Origin of the sequence: Sandaracinobacteroides hominis, assembly GCF_016464365.1 — a bacterium.
GTDB classification, from domain to species: domain Bacteria; phylum Pseudomonadota; class Alphaproteobacteria; order Sphingomonadales; family Sphingomonadaceae; genus Sandaracinobacteroides; species Sandaracinobacteroides hominis.
The window spans coordinates 1-18681 of the sequence record NZ_JADCUC010000014.1 but is presented as its reverse complement, the minus strand read 5'-3'; the positions used below and the strand labels follow the sequence as shown (position 1 = coordinate 18681).

Below are 18681 nucleotides of genomic sequence, written 5' to 3'. Positions count from 1 at the left end.
GCGGTCGCTCACCGGCGTCGAACATTGGCGCAATCTCGTCGAGATGTTCTTCGCGCAGGCCGCCCGCCTTGGTGACGCGCCGTTCCTGTGGCGCAGCGACAAGGGCCAGTGGGTGCCGACCAGCTGGGCAAGATCCGCCGAGATCGTCGCCAGCATCGCAACAGCGCTGTCGGCCATCGGCGTGAAGCCCGGCGACCGGGTCGTTCTCGTTTCGGAAAACCGCCCCGAATTCGCCCTCTTCGATCTCGGCATCATGGCGGCGGGCGCCATCACTGTCCCCACCTATACCACCAACACCGCCCGCGATCACCTCCACATCCTCGAAAATTCCGGCGCCGTTGGCGCCATCGTCTCCACGCCAAAGCTCGCGCGGCCGCTGCTGGAAGCTGCCTATCAGGCCGGCTCGGCGCGCTTCCTGATCGGCATGGAGCCGCTGAAGATCGAGCAGACCGGCGAGCACATCAGCATCCACGACATGGAAACGCTGCTGGCGAAGCATCCGGGCGACGTCTCCAAAGTGTCTGCCCGGCAGAAGATGCGCCGCACCGACACCGCCTGCCTCATCTATACCTCCGGCACCGGCGGCACCCCGCGCGGCGTCATGCAGCACCATGGCGCCATCCTGCACAATGTGGCCGGCTGCATCGACATCATCCAGAACGACTTCCCGCCCGAGCCAGCCGGCGAAGTGTTCCTTTCCTTCCTGCCGCCCAGCCACGCCTACGAGCATACCGCCGGCCAGTATCTCCCCATCGGACTCGGCGGGCAGATCTACTACGCCGAAAGTCTGGAAAAGCTCGCCGCCAATATCGAGGCCGTCTCGCCCACCATCATGGTCGTCGTGCCGCGCCTGTTCGAGGTGCTGAGGATGCGCATGGTGAAGGCGATCGAAAAGCAGGGCGGCCTTGCCCCGCGCATGCTGGAGGCAGCCGAGCGCCTCGGCCAGAAGCGCTACCATAAAGGTGGGCTCTCCCTCTTCGACAAGCCGATCGATTTCCTTGTCGAGCGCACGCTGCGCAAGAAGATCCGCGCCCGCATGGGCGGCCGGCTGAAGGCGCTCGTCTCCGGCGGCGCTCCGCTCAATCCCGAGGTCGGGTTCTTCTTCGACGCCGTCGGCGTCACCCTGCTGCAAGGTTATGGACAGACCGAATCCGGCCCCGTCATGAGCTGCAACCGCCCCGCCGCCAAGATCAAGATGCACACCGTCGGCCCGCCGCTTCGCGACACCGATGTCCGCATCGCCGAGGATGGCGAGATCGAAGTCGCCGGCGAACTGGTGATGAAGGGCTATTGGAACAACAAGGCCGAGACCGATCGGGTTCTCTCGGCCGACGGCTGGCTGAAAACCGGGGACATCGGCCTGATCGACGAAGACGGCCACATCGTCATCACCGACCGCAAGAAGGACATCATCGTCAACGACAAGGGCGACAATGTAGCCCCCCAGCGCGTCGAAGGCATGCTGACCCTGCAACCGGAAATCGGCCAGGCAATGGTCTTCGGAGACAAGCGCCCCTACCTCGTCGGCGTGGTAGTCCCTGACAACGAGCATATGCTCGAATGGGCCGCCAAACATGGAGTCGAGGTGAGCAGCCTGAAGACCAACAGCGAATTCCTCCGCTCGCTGCAAGTCGCGGTTGACCGGGTGAACGCCAACCTCTCCGTCATCGAAAAGGTGCGCCGCGTGATTCTCGCGGACGCCCCCTTCACGGTCGAGAACGAGCAGATGACCCCCAGCCTGAAGATCCGCCGACATGTGCTGAAGGGCGTCTATGGGGCGCGGCTGGAGGCGCTCTACAAGTAGCAGCGGCTTTCCCGCGCCGATGAAAGCGCACGACAGGGGCGAAGGATAGGTCCGGTTACTTTGGGCGTGCTGTCTGCTGGCTCCAGCGTACGGCGTCGCCCGCGTGCAACAGCTGCAGTCCGCCTTCGCCCGGCGTCGCCGTCTGCAGCAGCCCCTGCACCAGCGCCGCCGGCTTCAGCGCCGGGTTGGCCGCCAGCATCTGAGCTGCCGCCCGCGCCACCAGAGGAGAGGCGAACGATGTGCCCGAGGCCTTCATCACCATCCCCCCTGGTGCGCGCACGGTCACGCCCTCCGCGCGGGCATAAAGCCGCACGTGCCGGCCATAGCTGGTGAAGCTGGTGGCGCGCCCGCTCGAGCCGGTGCCGCCCACCACCAGCAGGTTGGGCGCATCGAAGGTCTGGGGGATGCTCGCCTGAATGTCGTCCGGCTGGTCGCTGTTGCCGGCCGCAGCCACGAACAGAATGTCGGGGCAGTCGCGGATGATCTGCAGAAGCGGCGCGCGCATCGTCTCCACCATCGCCGTCGCCCGCTTCAGCGCCCGCGCCGGGTCCGTCTCGGCGCCGCTTTCCAGCAGGCGGATGCGTACATCCTCCACGTTCAGTTTCCAGCTCATGTTCACGATGCGCACATGCGCGCCGCGCAGCCGCTGCCCAATCGCCGGCATCAGCGCCGCCCAACGCGCGACGTCTTCCTCTACCACGGGGATGGGATCGGGGTCGCTGCCCCAGCCCATGGCGTTCACGGCATAGAGCCGCACATAGGGCGCGCCGTCGGCCACAAGGCTCGCCACCCAGCTGCCATGACTGCGGGCGAGGAACTCCATCGATCCGCGCACATCCTCGGCCTGGTCGGCGGCGCTCGCCTCGCGCGCGCGCTGCGCGAAGAAGCGGGCGTCGGCGGTGTCGTCGCCATAGTTCAGGTCCAGTTGGCCCTTTTCGATCGCCATCTGCAAGCCCAGCCGCGCCGCAAGAAAGGCCGATGGCGGCGGCAGCTCGGCGCTGGTCGGGCGCAGGTGATAATCAAAGGTGGGGCCGAAGCTGTCGTCCACGACGCCGTTGCCGTCGTTATCCTTGCCATCCAGCGGCTCGGCCGGGTCCATGGCGCGCTGGCCGGGGAAGATCGAGGGGTCGAAGCCCGACTCCCATATGGCGACTGCAACCGGCGCCGCCCTGGCGAATTGCGCCGCCGCCGGCTCGCGCGCGGCCCAGATATCGTCCACGCGATTGGCGGGCGCGCGAATCCAGTCGCCCAACACCGCCGAAAGCTCGGCCCGGCAGGGCGGCACACCCTCCACTCCCGCCCGCCACACGGCGAGCAGCAGCCCGTCCGACAGCCGCACGGCACCCTGCTTTTCCGCCTCCCCATCCATCACCAGCGCCGCCGCGCCGGCATAATAGGCCGGGCTTGCCGTCTGCACGTCGCTATAGCGGCGTACCACCTCGTCGCGGATTACCTCGGCTACACCGCCTTGCAGCCGCGCCCGCAGCCCGCTCGCAGCCATGGCGCAGCCGCCCAGCTGTCGGGCAGCCGCGGCCTCCAGCAGCATCGCGCCCACCTGCTGCAGCTGCGGTTTCGACTCGGCCGCCCTTTGCGCCGCGATCAGCGCCTGCGCGTCGGCCGGCCGCTGCTGCAGGATGGCGATGGCCGCCAACCCTTGCCGCAGCCTCCGCGCCAGTGCCGGATCGGCTATCTCCCGATCCCGCAGCAGCTGTTCGGCTTCTGCCCGCATCGCCGGCACAGTCCTGGTCAGGAAGGAGTCGCCCAGAAAGGTCTCGCTGGCCTTGCCGCCCAGCGCATAGCGCGTGGGCGGCAAGTCCGCCTCGGATCGCAGCACCCCTTCGGCCTGCGCGGCTGCGGATGTCATCAGCAGTGCGGCGATCAGCAGTATTTTCATAGGTCTCCATGCCGTTGCTCGCGCCCATTGTGCCCGCCCTCTGTTTGGACGCAATCCCATTCTTCAGCCCGCCCGGCCGGTTTCACGCAGGCACGCCCCGGCCCGCGAACATGGCCGGCTGCCGTGCCGCTGCGGATCGCCCAGGGCGGCAGAAGGCTGGATGCTGAGCCTGTTCCTGCAGACGTTCGATTCAGCACAAGTGGAACAATGCCCTTAAATCAGCAGCAGGATGCCCGTGGCCAATGTGGCGCCCAGCACCGCGCCCAGCAGCATCCATGGCCAGCGGCCGGGCCTAGCCGGCGCCAGTTCCGGCAACGGCACCAGCGGCGGCGCCGCGCTTTCCGCGGGCAGGTTGCGCACAAAGCGTTGCGCCAGCTCCGGCAGCTTCGCCAGCAGCCGCAGGTTCGCCACCAGTCCGTCAGCCAGCTTCGCCTCCGGCCCCAGCTCGTCGCGCAGCCAGCCTTTCACATAGGGGCTGGCGACGTCCCACATGTTCACCTGGGGGTCCAGGTTCAGCGCCACGCCCTCTACCATCACCATCGTTTTCTGCAGCAGCAGCAGGTGCGGCTGCACCGGCATGTCAAAGCTGCGGGTGATCGCAAACAGACCGTCCAGCAGATTGGCGACCGAAATGTCGCTGGTCGCCCGTCCGCGGATCGGCTCCCCGACCGCCCTCAACGCCGTGGCAAAGGCGCCCGCATCATGATGCGCCGGCACATAACCCGCCTCGAAATGGATTTCGGCCACGCGGGCGTAGTTGCCGACGATCAGGCCATACAGGATTTCGGCCAGATAGATGCGCGCCCGCCGGTCCAGTCGCCCCATGATGCCGAAATCGATCAGCACCAGCTGGCTGCCGGATGAGTCTTTGGTGGGCGCGAGCAGGATATTACCCTGATGCAGGTCGGCGTGGAAAAAGCCGCCGCCGATCGCCTGCGCCAGAAAGCCCCGAACCAGTGTAGCTGCAAGCTGCCTGCGATCGGCGCCGGAAGCTTCGACCGCAGCAAGATCGGTCAGCTTGACGCCGTCGATCCACTCCAGCGCCAGCGTGCGCCGCGTCGTCAGATCCCAATAGACGGCGGGGATCCTGATCCCCGGCTCGCCACGCACGGCGTCGGCCAGTTCAGACGCGTTGCCGCCCTCGCGCCGTAGGTCCAGCTCGGCGAGCGTCCATTGGCGAAATGTCTCGATGACGATGCGCGGCTTCAGCCGGGCGAACTCGCCGCCCATCCGCTCCACGCGCTCGGCCGCCCAGCCATAGCTGGCCAGCGCCTGGTGGAAATCCTGCTCGACCCCTGGCCGCAGCACTTTCAGCGCGATGCGGCGGCCATCCTTCGTGGTGGCGCGATGCACCTGCGCGATGGAGGCGGCCCCGGCCGGCGTTTCCGAGATGTCAGAGAGGTGCGCCCGCCAGCCCCCGGGCAACGCGCTGTTCAGTTCGGCCTCGATCGCGGCCCAGGGCGCCGGCGGCAGATCGTCCTGCAAGCGCCGGAGGTCAGCCGCGGCCTCCATCCCCACCAGGTCGGGCCGCGTCGCCAGGGCCTGCCCCAGCTTCACGGCAGCAGGCCCGCAAGCCTTCAGCCCGCCGGCAAAATCAGGCGTATCCGGCGCGCCCGAACCAAACCGCAGCAGCCGTGCTCCAAGGCGGGCAAAGCCCGGAATGTCCGCATTCGTCTCGAAGGGCCGCAGCGCGCCATGCTTCGCCAGCTTGCGGGCGTCGCCCAGCAGCCTCCAGCCATGTGCCCAGCCCCGCACCGGGGTCAGTGTTTCCAGCCGCCCTGAATGGCCTTCGCCATTCAGTATTTCCAGCCACTATGGATGGCGACAGCGCCGCCCAGAATGGGGCGATAGCGCACCTGCCGGAAACCGGCCTGCTCGATCATCGTGGCGAATCCAGGCATGTCGGGGAAGCGGCGGATCGATTCGACCAGATACTGATAGGCGTCGGCATCGTCGGCGACAGCGGCCCCGATCCGCGGCACCACCTTCATGGAATAGAGGTCATAGAGCCTGGCGAAGCCTGGCCATTCGCTGCTGGAGAACTCCAGACAGAAGAAGCGTCCGCCCCACTTCAGCGTGCGGTGAACATCTTTCAACGCCTTTGGAATGTCGGTCACGTTGCGGATGCCAAAGGCGATGGTGACGGCATCGAAGCTCTGATCGGCAAAAGGCATCGCCTCGGCGTTCGCTTCGACGAAATCGAGCTTCAGCCCGCGCTTTGCCGCCCGCTCGCGGCCCACTTCCAGCATCCCGGGATTGATGTCGGCCACCGTCACATCGGTGCCGCGCCTGGCGATGCGAAAGGCAATGTCGCCGGTGCCCCCCGCGAGATCGAGGATCTTCTCCTGCGGCTGCGGCTTCAGCGCGCGGACGAAATCATCCTTCCACAGCCGGTGCATCCCGCCCGACATCAGGTCGTTCATCAGGTCATAGCGGGGGGCAACGCGCTGGAAGATGTCGCGCACGGCCAGCGTCTTTTCGGCGGGGGCGACGTCCTTGAATCCAAGTGAGACTAACGGCTCCACCTTGGGAGACACGAGAGGTTTGGTGGGGGGGGATGATTTGGTCACGCAACAGCCTCTAGCGCGAACCGCGAGCAGGTGCCACTTCAACGCCATGCCCGAACTGCCCGAAGTCGAAACCGTCGTCCGCGGCCTTACCCCCGTGCTGCTGGGACAGCGGCTGGAGCGGGTGACCACCCGCCGCGCAGACCTGCGCTGGCCGCTTCCGGTCGATCTCTCGCAGCGGCTGTCGGGCGCCACCGTCACCGCCCTCCACCGCCGCGCCAAATATGGTCTCCTCGAAACCGATCGCGGCGACACGCTGATCTTTCACCTGGGCATGTCGGGCAAGTTCCATCCGCTGGAGGGCGAACCCGGCGCCCACGACCATGTGCTGATCGAAACCGCTACATCCCGCCTCGCCTACAACGACCACCGCCGCTTTGGCTCCATGCACCTCGCCGCCACGGCCGAGGCCGGGCAACACCCGCTGCTGGCAAGGCTCGGGCCGGAGCCTCTGTCCGACGCCTTCTCGGGCAAGAGCCTGGCTGCCCGCGCCGAAGGTCGCAACACCTCGATCAAGGCTTTGCTGCTGGACCAGCAGGTCGTGGCCGGAATCGGGAACATCTATGCGTCCGAGGCCCTGTTCGCCGCTGGCATCGATCCGGCCCGCAAGGCCGGGCAGATCGCCACCGCTCGGCTGGAGACCTTGGCACAAGCGGTAAAGGAAGTGCTCGCACGCGCCATCGAGGCCGGCGGCTCCACCCTGCGGGACCATGCGCAAGTATCTGGAGAATTGGGGTATTTCCAGCACAGTTTCCGCGTCTATGGCCGCGAGGGCGAAGAGTGCCCCAGCTGCGGCGGGCCGGTCAGGCGGCGGGTGCAGGCCGGCCGTTCCACCTTCGATTGCCCGAAATGTCAGCGGTGAAACGAAAGGCGATCCTGGTCCCTGCAATCCTGTCGGCCTTGAAATCACGCCCGGGGCGGGAACCAGGAGCGGGAACAGGTCGCTGGTTTGCAAAGGATGCAATCGCCAAAAGAAAAGCCACGTGACGTAACGTAAACCTGACATGTGAACCTTCCTTCACATCGAAGGAGCCCCCACCATGCGTTTCTCGCCTGCCCGGCGCCGCTACAATCGCCGCGTCGTGTGGCTTTCCATTCGCTATGCCATGCTGGTCATTCCGACCGGAGGGCTGCGCAGCTGAACTTGACGCGCCATCCCCTCAAGGCTATGAGCGCCGCCTTTCCGGCTGGTCTTGTGCCTTGCCGGGCATATCCTTTGATTCTTCGAAAGTGACAGGACGACATGGCGAATACTCCGCAGGCCGAAAAGCGCATCCGCCGCAACGAACGGCGCGCGGCCGTCAACAAGGCACGGCTTTCGCGGATCCGCACCCAGGTGAAGAAGGTCGAATCGGCCATCGCCGCCGGCGACAAGGCGGCAGCCGCGGCTGCCCTGCAAGTGGCCCAGCCGGAACTGCTGCGCGGAGTCGCCAAGGGCGTCATCCACAAGAACACTGCTTCGCGGAAGATCTCCCGCCTGAACAAGCGCGTCGTCGCGCTGGGTTGATCCATATCGGGCCGTTCGGTCCGGTTATCTGTCACGGGTCTGAAACGGCTCTGTCATGAATAGGGCGGCGCTAGCGCCGCCCTCTTTGCGTTTGGGCGCCAGAGACTTGGGCGAATCCGTTGCCCCCGGAGCTGAATGGCCGATTCGCAAATCTGCAACATTAGCGTCATTTTATTATTGTTTATTTTTAATGACTTGCAGAAAATTCAATAGAAATCCGCCGTTTGGGCTGTCAATCGAATTATTTGCAGTTCCGTGAATTTTGCGCCCTTGTGCGGGCCCGCCGGTGCTGCTTTTGTCGGTTCCGAGGCTGGTGCAACGCCAACCTGAGGAGCGAATCGGGCGAATCACTTTCGGTCTGAAATGATCGGAAAATGAAAGGCCGAGTATCTCAGGGGAACAGCGCCGGCAGACCAGACAGTGCGTGTGCAGGCGCCGGTATCGCCGGACCCTGCCGCAGATTTTCGCTTGCGGAACCCGTTTCGCGAGAGGGGTGCTTTTTGGCCCGCGTCCTGAAGGGGATTCGGGCCATGTAAAAGGGAGGGCTGACTGAAAATGGGGCTATCGCAAGCCATCCGTGCCGAATCCGTGCCAAAAATGGCCATCCGGCAGAGGGCAAGCTCGCTTCCCGCGATTGCGCCTGGCGCGACTCGCGTTCGGCCGGCCCCGCTTGGCTTGCGAGTGCAGAATCGATCTGCGCTCCCGGCCGGATTCCCCGTCTGCATCGACGCACTGCTGGACAAGAAGATGCGGGAAACGAAGGGGGCCTGACCCGCTTCGAAGAACCCGCGGAGCGCCAGCGCGCTCCGGAATTGCAGACCGCCGGCAGGACAAGTTTTTTCGATGCAGAGCCCTTCTTCCCATTTGCCCGCCGCTGCCGCAGCGCGCCCCAAGGCCTCACGCTGGCCGGACGAGCCCGCAGCGCGGACGCTGGAACCGGACATGGAAGCGAATCCGCTCCGCGGAGATCTGGATTCGAACGCCCTGCGGGCATGGGGATTGGTGCGCGCGCACCTGCTTTCCACCGTCGGCGACAAGACCTTTGACAGCTGGCTGAAGCCGCTGCAGCTCGCCGGCATCTCCGGCGGCGAAGTGCGGCTCGTGGTGCCGTCGCGCTTCATGGCCGATTGGGTGAAGAACCATTTCTCCAACCATCTGCGCCAGGCCTTCTCCACACACCTGCCCGACATCCGCAGTGTCTCGATCGACGTCGGCACCGTGCTGGTGTCCGCCGATCATGGCCCGGAACCCATCGCGCAGCCGGTATCGGGCAATATTGGAGCCAATGCGGGCGATGCCCTGGCTGCCGTGGAGCCTGCCGGCTTCGAGCCACGCTATAGCTTCGACAGCTTCGTCGTCGGCAAATCCAACGAACTCGCCTTCAATGCCGCACAGGCACTCGCCTCCGCTGCTACTTCGGGCGCCGCTGCCGGCTTCAACCCTCTGTTTCTCCACGGCCCCACCGGCCTCGGCAAGACCCACCTGATGCACGCGATCGGCTCGGCCGTGCTGGCGGAAAACCCCAAGGCCAAGGTCGTCTATCTCTCTGCCGAGAAGTTCATGGTGGAATTTCTCGCCGCGCTCCGCGCCCGCGACACCTTCAGCTTCAAGCAGCGCCTGCGCTCCGCCGACCTGCTGATGGTCGACGATGTGCAGTTTATCGCCGGCAAGGATTCCACCCAGGAAGAATTCTTCCACACCATGAACGAGATCATCAACGCCGGCCGCCGGCTGGTGATCTCGGCCGACCGCAGTCCGCAGAACCTCGAAGGCATCGAATCGCGAATCCTCTCGCGCCTTGCCTGGGGCCTCGTCGCCGACATCAACCCGGCCGACTACGAGCTGCGCTACAACATCCTGAAGACCAAGCTCGCCGCCATGCCGCAGGCGAACGTACCCGACGATGTGGTGCAGTTCCTTGCCCGCAAGATCGCCGCGAACGTCCGCGAACTGGAAGGCGCGCTCAACCGCGTCATCGCCTATGGCAACCTCGTTGGCCGCAAGCTCGACCTGGACTTCACCCGCGAAGTCCTCGCAGACGTGCTGCGCGCCCACTCGCGCAAACTCACCATCGACGAAATCCAGCGCCGCGTCGCCGACCACTATGCGCTGAAGATCAACGACCTGATCTCGCCGCGCCGCGCCCGCGAAGTTGCCCGCCCCCGGCAAGTCGCCATGTACCTCGCCAAGATGCTGACCCCCCGCTCGCTGCCGGAAATCGGCAGGCGCTTCGGAGGCCGCGACCACACCACCGTGATGCACGCCGTGAAACGGATCGAGGAACTGCGCGCGACCGACCATGAACTGGATCGCGACATCAGCCAGCTGCGGCGGGCTCTGGACTCCTGAGCGGGATCTGCCTCCGGCGGCCGGGCTCTGCCCGGACCCGGCAGGGCTTTGCCCTGCACCCAGCAGGGAAATGATTTCCCTGCACCCTCTATCTTGGATTTGAATCTCTACGGTCGATTCTTGCTGTTGGGCTTGATTGCCTGCGGCGCTGGGTTGGTGGGGCGGTAGACAATGCGTGCTGGAGATTTGCGCAGCTAAGCTGCAGCGATTTTCACGGCAATGGCGGTGGTTTGCGCTGTGGAGGGATGAATTTACGCGTTGGATTCTGGTGGGCTCGACGGTGGAAACAGCTGGGTTCACATCCTGGCTGTTTCGGGGCGTGTAGGGCCGCCGGTTAAGCGGAATGGCGCCGCAGGCAGTTCTGATCTTCGCAGGGTGCCGGGTTGGGCGCGCGAAGGAGGGTGGCAGCCGCCGCCTGAGGTCCCGGCTTTTGCTGGGACGAGGTGAGTCATTTCGGGACGACATAATTGATGGGGTGCAGGGGATAGATTCCCCTGCCGGGTCCTGGCAGCGCCCGGCCGCCGGAGGCAAGATCAGCCTCCCGAAGCGTTGCGGAACAGCTGCAGCTGCGCTTCGAAGGCGCGAAGATAGGCCGGGCGCGATTGGGCGCGGGCCGAGATGCGCTGGTCTGGCAGGCGGGAGGCGTCGGTTTCGGCCATCGGTTCGAACCTCTGCTTTCGTAGCTGACGCGCGCATCCTGCAGGATTGGAGTGGGACGTCCCAGCTCCGGTGAGCGCGGCGATTTCTTCGGCGGCTGAAATGCGTTACAGTGTCGGCGGGTCGCGCGGGAGGAGGACTGCCGTGGCAATTGCGATGTCTGCGCCGAAGGCCGGGACGGAGATCCGGCGCATCACGATGGACGATCTGAAATGGGCTCTGCGCGAGGGCTGGGCGGATTTCCGTGCCCGACGCGGGGATCTGCTGATGCTGCCGCTGGTCTATGTGCTGGTGGGCGTGCTGGCGGCCTTCCTTGCCTATAACGCCGATCTGTTTCCCTTCCTGTTTCCGGCGGCGGCGGGCTTTGCGCTGGTGGGGCCGGTGGCGGCTGCGGGATTCTATGAGCTGGCGCGGCGGCGGGAATCGGGTCTCGATTCGGGATGGAGCCATTTCCTGGACCCGATGCGCGGGCGTTCGCGCTGGCCCCTGCTGGGGCTTTCGCTGATGATGACCGGGCTGTTCCTGGTCTGGATATGGATCGCCGGGCAGATCTATGGCGCCACCCTGGCCCGGCACGGGCCGTTGCCGCCAGCCGAATTCATCGGTCGGCTGCTGACCACGCCCGAAGGTTTGCAGATGGTGATGTGGGGCAATCTGATCGGCGCGGGTTTTGCGCTGGCGGCGTTGGCGATGAGTGCGATCAGCTTTCCGCTGGCGGTGGACAAGGGCATTGATGCCCTGAGTGCATTGGGCGTTTCGCTGGGCGTGTTTGCGAAGAATACCGGCACGATGCTGGCCTGGGGCCTGATCGTGGCGGCTATACTGGTCGTTGCCAGCATTCCGCTGTTCGTCGGGTTGCTGGTGGCCTTGCCGGTGCTGGGTTATGCGACCTGGCATCTCTATACGCGGGCGGTGGTCCGGTAGATTTCTTGCCCTTGAGGCAGGGCAGCGGCTAGGGAGCGCCTTCACATCAACTGAAGGCTACCCCTGTGTCTGAACTTGTCCGCTTGACGCTTCCCGATGGCTCGGTGCGCGAAGTCGCCGCCGGGACTACCGCGGGCGACGTGGCGCGCAGCATCGGGCCGGGGCTGGCAAAGGCGGCGCTGGCAGCGCGGGTGGACGGCGAGCTGCTCGATCTGGAACGGCCGATCACGCAGGATGCCAGCCTTGCGATCGTAACGGCGAAGGACGAGCCAGAGGCGCTGGAGCTGGTGCGGCACGATTTCGCGCATGTGCTGGCGGAGGCCGTGCAGGCGCTGTTTCCGGGCACGCAGATCACCTTCGGGCCGGCGACGGACGATGGATTCTATTATGATCTGGCGCCTCCGGCCGGGCGCGGGCCGTTCACCGACGAGGAACTGCCGCTGATCGAGGCGGAGATGCGGAAGATCATCGCCGCCGACAAGCCGCTGATCCGCGAAGTGTGGAGCCGGGACGCGCTGATCGACAAGTGGAAGGCGGATGGCGAGAGCTTCAAGGCCGAATGGGCGGTAGAGCTGCCCGAGGGCGAGGAGCTTTCGGTCTATTGGTCGGGCAAGCCCGGCGAAAAGGGCGCCTGGATGGACATGTGCCGTGGCCCGCATCTGCCCTCTACGGGCAAGCTGGATCCGGCGGCGTTCAAGCTGACGCGGGTTTCCGGCGCCTATTGGCGGGGCGACCAGAAGAATCCGCAGCTGTCGCGCATCTATGGCACTGGCTGGCTGACCAAGAAGCAGCTGGATGCACATCTGCTGATGCTGGAGGAGGCCGCCAAGCGCGACCACCGCAAGCTGGGGCAGGAAATGGACCTGTTCCACCTGCAGTCCGAAGCGCATGGCAGCGTCTTCTGGCACCCCAAGGGCTATATGATCTGGCGCAGCCTGGAGGCCTATATGCGGCGCCGGCTGGATGCTGCCGGCTATGTGGAGGTGAAGACCCCGCAGGTGATGGACGCGCGCCAGTGGGAGCAATCGGGCCACTGGGGCAAGTATCGCGAGAATATGTTCGTGATTCCCGACGAAGTGCCCAATGTCGAGGATGAAGGCGCGATCATTTCGGACGATGCCGAGTGGATGGCGCTGAAGCCGATGAACTGCCCGGCGCATGTGCTGATCTTCCGGCAGGGCATCAAATCCTATCGCGACCTGCCGATGCGGATGGCCGAGTTCGGCTGCTGCCATCGCAATGAACCGCATGGGGCGCTGCACGGCATCATGCGGGTGCGGCAGTTCACGCAGGACGATGCGCATATCTTTGTGCGGGAGGACCAGCTGATCGGCGAAGTCGCCGACTTCATCGACCTGCTGCACAGCGTTTATCACGACCTCGGCTTTGACGATTATGCCGTGAAGCTGGCGCTGCGGCCGGAGAAGCGCTTCGGCTCTGAAGAGATGTGGGACACGTCTGAGGAAGAGCTGCGCCGCGCGGTGATGGCCTCCAACCTGCCCGAGAGCATCAAGGCCGGGTTCGAGGAGCTGCCGGGCGAGGGCGCCTTCTATGCGCCGAAGCTGGAGTTTCACCTGACCGATGCCATCGGCCGCACCTGGCAGGTGGGGACGATCCAGTCTGACCGGGTGCTGCCCGAACGGCTGGACGCCAGCTATGTGGGCGAGGATGGCGAGCGGCACCGGCCGGTGATGCTGCACCGGGCCATTCTGGGCACGTTCGAGCGCTTTATCGGCATCCTGATCGAGCATCATGCCGGGCGCTTCCCGCTGTGGCTGGCGCCGGTGCAGGTGGTTGTGGCGACCATTGTTTCCGATGCGGATGCCTATGCCGAGGGGCTGGTGGAGAAGCTGCGCGCCGCCGGCATCCGCGCCGAGGCGGACCTGCGGAACGAGAAGATCAACTATAAGGTGCGCGAGCATAGCCTGGCCAAGGTGCCGGTGCTGCTGGTGGTGGGGCGGCGCGAGGCGGACGAGGGGACGGTGGCCGTGCGGCGGCTGGGCTCCGACCGGCAGCAGGTTGCGGCGTTTGACGCCGTTGTGGATGAACTGCGGCTGGAAGCGCTGCCACCTGACCTGAGGAGCTGATCATGTCGCGTTATCATCGGCTTTCGGACCAGTTTGCGGTTTCGCCGCAGATTACCGTGGAGGACGTGGCGGAGGCCGCTTCGCTGGGCTTTGGGTTCATCGTCAACAACCGGCCCGATGGCGAGCAGGAGGGGCAGACGCCCGGCTGCGACATCGAGACGGCAGCGCTGGAGGCGGGGCTGGGCTATCTGGCGATCCCGGTGGACCAGTCCGGCTTGTCGGTGGAGCAGGTTTCTGCGCTGGCGGCGGCGATGGTCTCCGATCGGCCGATCCTTGCCTATTGCCGGTCGGGAACGCGATCGACGATGCTGTGGGCGCTGGCGAGTGCGGCGCGGGGTGTGGCGCCGGACGAGATTGTCGAGGCGGCAGCGACGGCCGGATATGATGTGCGCGGGCTGGTGCCGGCGATGGAGCAATTGCGCGGGGGTTGATATGGCGGCGGGGGCGAGGAAGCAGCCGGAAAAACGCGATGGCAGACCGCCGCATCTGAACGTGCTGGTGCTGCAGGGCGGCGGCGCGCTGGGGGCCTATCATCTGGGCGTTTCCGAGGAGCTGGCGGGGCTGGGGATCGCACCCGACTGGGTTTGCGGTATCTCCATCGGCGCCATCAACGCGGCGCTGATCGCCGGCAACCGGCCAGGCGAGCGGATCGGCGTGCTGACGGAATTCTGGGAACGGATTTCCTCCGGGCTGGTGCCAGGGTTCGAGATTCCGCACGGGCCGTTCAGCGAGATGTGGTCCGAAGGGGCGGCGATGTGGATTGCCGCGACCGGGGTGCCGGGGTTTTTCCGGCCGCGATTCCCGCCGGCGAAGCTGCAGCCAAAGGGGTCGGTGGGGGCGCTGAGTTTCTATGATACCGAGCCGCTGCGCCAGACGCTGGACGAGCTGGTGGACTGGGACTGGCTGAACGACGGGCCGATGCGGCTGTCGGTGGGGGCGGTTTCGGTGACCACGGGGCGGATGCACTTCTTCGACAGCAAGGGCGGGCCGGACCATTGCCGGATTTCGGCCGACCATATCCTGGCCTCCGGAGCGCTGCCGCCGGGATTTCCGCCGGTGCAGATCGGCGAGGACTGGTTCTGGGATGGCGGCATCGCCTCCAACGCGCCGCTGCAGCATGTGCTGGATGAAGGGACGGAGTTCGACAAGAACATCTTCCAGGTGGACCTGTTTCCGGCCGAAGGGCCGTTTCCGGAGACTTTGCTGGACGCGGAGACGCGGGCGCAGGACATCCGCTATTCCAGCCGCACGCGGCTGAACACCAATATGGAAATGAGCCTGTCGCCGGCGCGGCTGGTGGTGCGCCGCGTGCTGGAAAGCTGCCATCCGGACCTGTCGGGATTGTCCGAGGAAGACCTGCGCACGCTGCGCGCCTTTGCCTGCGAGCAGCATATCGAAATCGCGCAGATCATCTATCGCGACAAGGCCTATGGCGGGAAGGCGCGCGGATATGAGTTCAGCCGGCCGACGATGGAAGCGCACCGGGCGGCGGGGCGGCGGGATGCGGCGAAAGCGCTGGCCGTGCGGGACTGGCGGCTTCGGCCCGAGGTGAACGGGGTGCACTGCATCGATGTCGGGGCGGAAGAGCCGGTGTTGAAGGCGAAGGTATCGCGCTGATTTGCCTCCGGAGGGCAGGGCTCTGCCCTGCACCCGGCAGGGGAATCTGTCCCCTGCACCCCGGTTTTTGGGGCGAAACTTCCCAAACTTCACGCTGACTCGTGCATATGGGCGCGGGTGCGCGCGTAGCTTTTGACGGAGATGTAGGACAGCGGAAAATGCGGGTTGGCAGTGCGCCTGCATTTGGGTGTGGTGGCATGGATTGGGTCGTGTAGGACAGACCTATGCCGTGGCTGCGCCGCGCGCGGCAAGAACCGCGGCTTCCTCATCCATATCTTCGAACGGGTCTGCCGGGAAAACGGCATCGAGCATCGGCTGACCAAACCCTCCCATCCCTGGACCAACGGCCAGGCTGAACGCATGGTCCGAACCATCAAGGAAGCGACCGTCAAATCCTTCCACTACACCTCGATCATCGAACTGCGTCGCCACGTCGGCGATTGGCTGATCGCCTGCAACTTCGCCAAGCAACTCAAGGCGCAGAACCCCCTACGAGGCGGTCGAGGAACTCTGGAAATCAAAGCCTGCCGTCTTTATCGTCAAACCCATGATGGAACTAAATACCTAGGAGCAGGAATATTTTCGGCGGCTGACATTCTCGTATTTGCGGCTTCATCAGCTGCGCCTGGAGCATGAGATGGACGACAATGGGAGCATTTCCCGACGCGGAATCCTGGCTGGTACCGTGGGGCTTCCGCTGATGGCGACCGCTGAATCTGCGGAAGCAAGGCCGGGTTGCGATTGCGCGCTGTGGTATCGTCGACCTGCGGGAAACTGGAACGAGGCGCTCGCGGTCGGCAATGGTCGGCTCGGCGCGATGGTGTTCGGCCGGGTCGGGCAGGAGCGTCTCCAGCTTAATGAAAGCACGCTGTGGGCCGGTGCACCCTATAACCCCGACAATCCCGACGCGAAGGCTGCGCTGCCCCAGGTCCGCGCGCTGATCGCCGCGGGCAAGTACAAGGAAGCCGACAATCTCGCCGGTGCGCGAATGATGGCCAGGCCGCTATCACAGATGTCGTACGGCACGCTCGGCGACCTGCTGCTGACCTTCGCCGACGCCGCCGCGCCGCGCGCGTATCGTCGACAGCTCGATATCGGCGATGCCATCGCCAGCACCGTCTTCCAGGTCGGGAAGCACAGGTTCCGGCGCGAATGCTTCGCCTCGGCGGTCGATCAGGTGATCGCTCTGCGGCTCGACGCCGATGCGGCAGATCTCGCCTTCGCGCTCAGCTATCGCGGCCCGCGCAAGGCGCAATATGCCTCACCCGACTATAGCGGCCCCGCCACTGCCAACCTCGCCGAAGTGCCGGTCGACTGGCTCGACCACGAGGAACCAGTAGCCCAGCATCCCGAGGTGCGGATCGTGCCTGATGGCGCAGGAGCGATTTTGATCACTGGCCGCAACGAGCCCGGCCCCGGCGTGCCGGCTGGCTTGCGCTTCGCGCTGCGCATCGTCGCGATCGGCGACGGCAAGATTGCGGCCTCGGCGGATGGCATCAAGGTACAGGACGCGAAGGGCATCACGTTGCTGATCACCGCTGCGACCAGTTTCGTGAACTATTCCGACGTCGGCGGCGATCCGCTCGCCAAGGTCCGCGCGACCAGCCGTGCAGCCACGACCAAATCCTACGCGGCACTGCGCCGTGACCATGTCGCCGATCATCGAAGACTGTTCGATCGCGTGACGCTCGATCTGGGCAGTTCGCCAGCGGCAGCGCTGCCGACCAACGAGCGTATCGCCGCGGCGGAGACAGCCGACGATCCGGCGCTCGCTGCGCTCTACTTCCAGTTCGCCCGCTATCTGCTGATCGCCTCGTCGCGGCCTGGCGGCCAACCGGCCAATCTTCAGGGATTGTGGAACGAAGGCACCAATCCACCTTGGGGCAGCAAGTACACCATCAACATCAATACCGAGATGAATTACTGGCCGGCCGATGCGGCGGGGCTCGGCGACTGCGTCGAGCCCCTGCTGCGGATGGTCGAGGATCTGTCGGTCACCGGCGCGAAGACAGCGCGGACCATGTACGGCGCGCGCGGCTGGGTGGCGCACCACAATACCGATCTATGGTGCGCCACCGCTCCGATCGACGGGCCGTTCGCCGGACTGTGGCCATGCGGCGGCGCCTGGTTGTGCAACACGCTCTGGATGCATTGGGAATATCGGCAGGATCCTGATTTGCTCGCGCGGCTCTATCCGCTGCTCCGCGACGCTGCGCTGTTCTTCCTCGATACGCTGATCGAGGATCCTGAGGGGCGTGGGCTGATCACCTCGCCGTCGATCTCGCCCGAGAACCAGCATCCATTCGGATCGGCGGTGTGCGCCGGGCCGGCGATGGACCGCCAGATCGTCCGGGATCTGTTCGGTCACGCCGCCCAGGCAGCTCGCCAACTCGGCCGCGATGCGCCGCTCGCCACGCAGTTCGAAGCAACCCGCATGCGCATCGCGCCTGATCGGGTCGGCGCCGGGGGCCAGTTTCAGGAATGGCTCGAGGATTGGGACGCCGACGCGCCCGACGTCCACCACCGCCACGTCTCGCACCTTTATGCGGTCTATCCCAGCGGCCAGGCAAATGTCCGCGACACACCGGCGCTGATCGAAGCGGCGAAGACCACCCTGCGCCAGCGCGGCGACCTCTCCACCGGTTGGGCAACTGCCTGGCGGGCGTGCCTTTGGGCGCGTATGGGCGAGGGTGAGCATGCTCATGGCATCCTCAAGGGGCTGTTCGGGCCGATGCGCACGTACCCCAATCTGTTCGATGCGCATCCGCCGTTCCAGATCGACGGCAATTTCGGCGGCACCGCCGCGATTCAGGAGATGCTCGCCCAGAGCTGGGGTGGCGAGCTGCGGCTGTTGCCGGCGCTACCCAAGGCCTGGGCTGATGGGAGTTTCCGCGGGCTCCGCGCCCGAGGCGATCTGATTGTCGACCTTGCCTGGCGCCGCACCAAAGTGACTCAGCTCCTGCTCAGGGGGCGACCGGGGAGTAGTGTCCGACTGCTTGTGAACGGCAATTGGCTCGAAGAGCGTCTTGACGACAAGGGCATTCTCACTTGGACTGCCCAAGCGTGCGGGAGCTGCCGGTGACCTGGCTAACCTCGTGACCACCCCTATGTTCATCCTCAGGCGGACGTAGACGCTCTGTCAGGCTAAGTGTTTAGTCCCAGAGTGTGATGGTGTGGCTGGACGATAAACACATCTGGCTTGGATTTCCAGAGTTCCTCGATGGCTTCGTATGGTGTCCTGAACCTGAGCGCCTTGAGCTGCTTGGCGAAGTTGT

Annotated in this window: 13 protein-coding genes and 2 pseudogenes; 10 read left to right on the top strand and 5 right to left on the bottom strand. The window is 65.4% G+C overall.

Features of this window, described 5'->3' with window-relative positions:
* The first annotated feature begins 43 nt into the window (after nucleotides 1–43).
* On the top strand, nucleotides 44–1804 hold the full coding sequence (locus IM784_RS16655; protein WP_408015301.1) for an AMP-dependent synthetase/ligase: 1761 nt from the start codon (nucleotides 44–46) through the stop codon (nucleotides 1802–1804).
* 55 nt (nucleotides 1805–1859) lie between these two features.
* Here the strand turns inward: IM784_RS16655 and IM784_RS16650 are convergent, their stop codons facing one another.
* From IM784_RS16650 to ubiE, 3 genes are all read right to left on the bottom strand, one after another.
* Nucleotides 1860–3698 carry a S8 family serine peptidase gene (locus IM784_RS16650; RefSeq protein ID WP_199556471.1) on the bottom strand — a complete coding sequence of 613 codons (1839 nt, stop codon included), beginning with the start codon at nucleotides 3696–3698 and terminating at the stop codon, nucleotides 1860–1862.
* Nucleotides 3699–3911: 213 nt separating this feature from the next.
* Nucleotides 3912–5453, bottom strand: coding sequence for an AarF/UbiB family protein (locus tag IM784_RS16645; protein ID WP_199556470.1), 1542 nt, complete (start codon nucleotides 5451–5453; stop codon nucleotides 3912–3914).
* 41 nt (nucleotides 5454–5494) lie between these two features.
* Nucleotides 5495–6268 (bottom strand): bifunctional demethylmenaquinone methyltransferase/2-methoxy-6-polyprenyl-1,4-benzoquinol methylase UbiE, encoded by a 774-nt coding sequence (ubiE, locus tag IM784_RS16640; protein WP_408015300.1) that lies wholly within the window; start codon nucleotides 6266–6268, stop codon nucleotides 5495–5497.
* A 46-nt stretch (nucleotides 6269–6314) separates the two neighbouring features.
* Here ubiE and mutM point away from each other — a divergent pair, with 46 nt between their 5' ends.
* From mutM to dnaA, 3 genes are all read left to right on the top strand, one after another.
* On the top strand, nucleotides 6315–7127 hold the full coding sequence (mutM, locus tag IM784_RS16635) for a bifunctional DNA-formamidopyrimidine glycosylase/DNA-(apurinic or apyrimidinic site) lyase (RefSeq protein WP_199556468.1): 813 nt from the start codon (nucleotides 6315–6317) through the stop codon (nucleotides 7125–7127).
* Between the two features lie 381 nt (nucleotides 7128–7508).
* Complete coding sequence (gene rpsT / locus IM784_RS16630) at nucleotides 7509–7772, top strand: 30S ribosomal protein S20 (RefSeq protein ID WP_199556467.1); 264 nt, start codon at nucleotides 7509–7511, stop codon at nucleotides 7770–7772.
* 942 nt (nucleotides 7773–8714) lie between these two features.
* The gene (gene dnaA, locus IM784_RS16625) at nucleotides 8715–10121 is read left to right on the top strand and encodes a chromosomal replication initiator protein DnaA (RefSeq protein ID WP_199556466.1); all 1407 of its coding nucleotides are present in this window, start codon (nucleotides 8715–8717) and stop codon (nucleotides 10119–10121) included.
* A 533-nt stretch (nucleotides 10122–10654) separates the two neighbouring features.
* Here the strand turns inward: dnaA and IM784_RS17510 are convergent.
* Nucleotides 10655–10780, bottom strand: a complete 126-nt coding sequence (locus tag IM784_RS17510; RefSeq protein ID WP_268920889.1) for a hypothetical protein — start codon at nucleotides 10778–10780, stop codon at nucleotides 10655–10657.
* A 142-nt stretch (nucleotides 10781–10922) separates the two neighbouring features.
* On the opposite strand from IM784_RS17510, the gene IM784_RS16620 reads away from it, so the two are divergent.
* The 6 genes and pseudogenes from IM784_RS16620 (at nucleotide 10923) to IM784_RS16595 (ending at nucleotide 18488) form a co-directional block, all read left to right on the top strand.
* Nucleotides 10923–11702, top strand: coding sequence for a DUF2189 domain-containing protein (locus IM784_RS16620; RefSeq protein WP_328799572.1), 780 nt, complete (start codon nucleotides 10923–10925; stop codon nucleotides 11700–11702).
* 65 nt (nucleotides 11703–11767) lie between these two features.
* Complete coding sequence (gene thrS, locus IM784_RS16615) at nucleotides 11768–13789, top strand: threonine--tRNA ligase (RefSeq protein WP_199556465.1); 2022 nt, start codon at nucleotides 11768–11770, stop codon at nucleotides 13787–13789.
* Between the two features lie 2 nt (nucleotides 13790–13791).
* The gene (locus IM784_RS16610; RefSeq protein ID WP_199556464.1) at nucleotides 13792–14220 is read left to right on the top strand and encodes a TIGR01244 family sulfur transferase; all 429 of its coding nucleotides are present in this window, start codon (nucleotides 13792–13794) and stop codon (nucleotides 14218–14220) included.
* Between the two features lies 1 nt (nucleotide 14221).
* Entirely contained in the window at nucleotides 14222–15406 is a 1185-nt protein-coding gene (locus IM784_RS16605) for a patatin-like phospholipase family protein (RefSeq protein WP_199556463.1), read from the top strand.
* A gap of 243 nt (nucleotides 15407–15649) precedes the next feature.
* Nucleotides 15650–15974: pseudogene (locus IM784_RS16600) on the top strand (integrase core domain-containing protein); the annotation flags it as partial.
* Between the two features lie 69 nt (nucleotides 15975–16043).
* The gene (locus IM784_RS16595; RefSeq protein ID WP_199556462.1) at nucleotides 16044–18488 is read left to right on the top strand and encodes a glycoside hydrolase family 95 protein; all 2445 of its coding nucleotides are present in this window, start codon (nucleotides 16044–16046) and stop codon (nucleotides 18486–18488) included.
* 62 nt (nucleotides 18489–18550) lie between these two features.
* On the opposite strand, the pseudogene IM784_RS16590 reads toward IM784_RS16595, so the two are convergent.
* Nucleotides 18551–18681, bottom strand: a pseudogene (locus IM784_RS16590) (IS481 family transposase); the annotation flags it as partial.

Excerpts from the sequence above, each read along its gene's own strand:
- IM784_RS16655 (WP_408015301.1), top strand. The coding sequence starts at position 44 with ATGTTCTTCGCGCAGGCCGCCCGCCTTGGTGACGCGCCGTTCCTGTGG.
- IM784_RS16650 (WP_199556471.1), bottom strand. The coding sequence starts at position 3,698 with ATGAAAATACTGCTGATCGCCGCACTGCTGATGACATCCGCAGCCGCG.
- mutM (WP_199556468.1), top strand. The coding sequence starts at position 6,315 with ATGCCCGAACTGCCCGAAGTCGAAACCGTCGTCCGCGGCCTTACCCCC.
- rpsT (WP_199556467.1), top strand. The coding sequence starts at position 7,509 with ATGGCGAATACTCCGCAGGCCGAAAAGCGCATCCGCCGCAACGAACGG.
- dnaA (WP_199556466.1), top strand. The coding sequence starts at position 8,715 with ATGGAAGCGAATCCGCTCCGCGGAGATCTGGATTCGAACGCCCTGCGG.
- IM784_RS17510 (WP_268920889.1), bottom strand. The coding sequence starts at position 10,780 with ATGGCCGAAACCGACGCCTCCCGCCTGCCAGACCAGCGCATCTCGGCC.
- IM784_RS16610 (WP_199556464.1), top strand. The coding sequence starts at position 13,792 with ATGTCGCGTTATCATCGGCTTTCGGACCAGTTTGCGGTTTCGCCGCAG.
- IM784_RS16605 (WP_199556463.1), top strand. The coding sequence starts at position 14,222 with ATGGCGGCGGGGGCGAGGAAGCAGCCGGAAAAACGCGATGGCAGACCG.
- IM784_RS16595 (WP_199556462.1), top strand. The coding sequence starts at position 16,044 with ATGGACGACAATGGGAGCATTTCCCGACGCGGAATCCTGGCTGGTACC.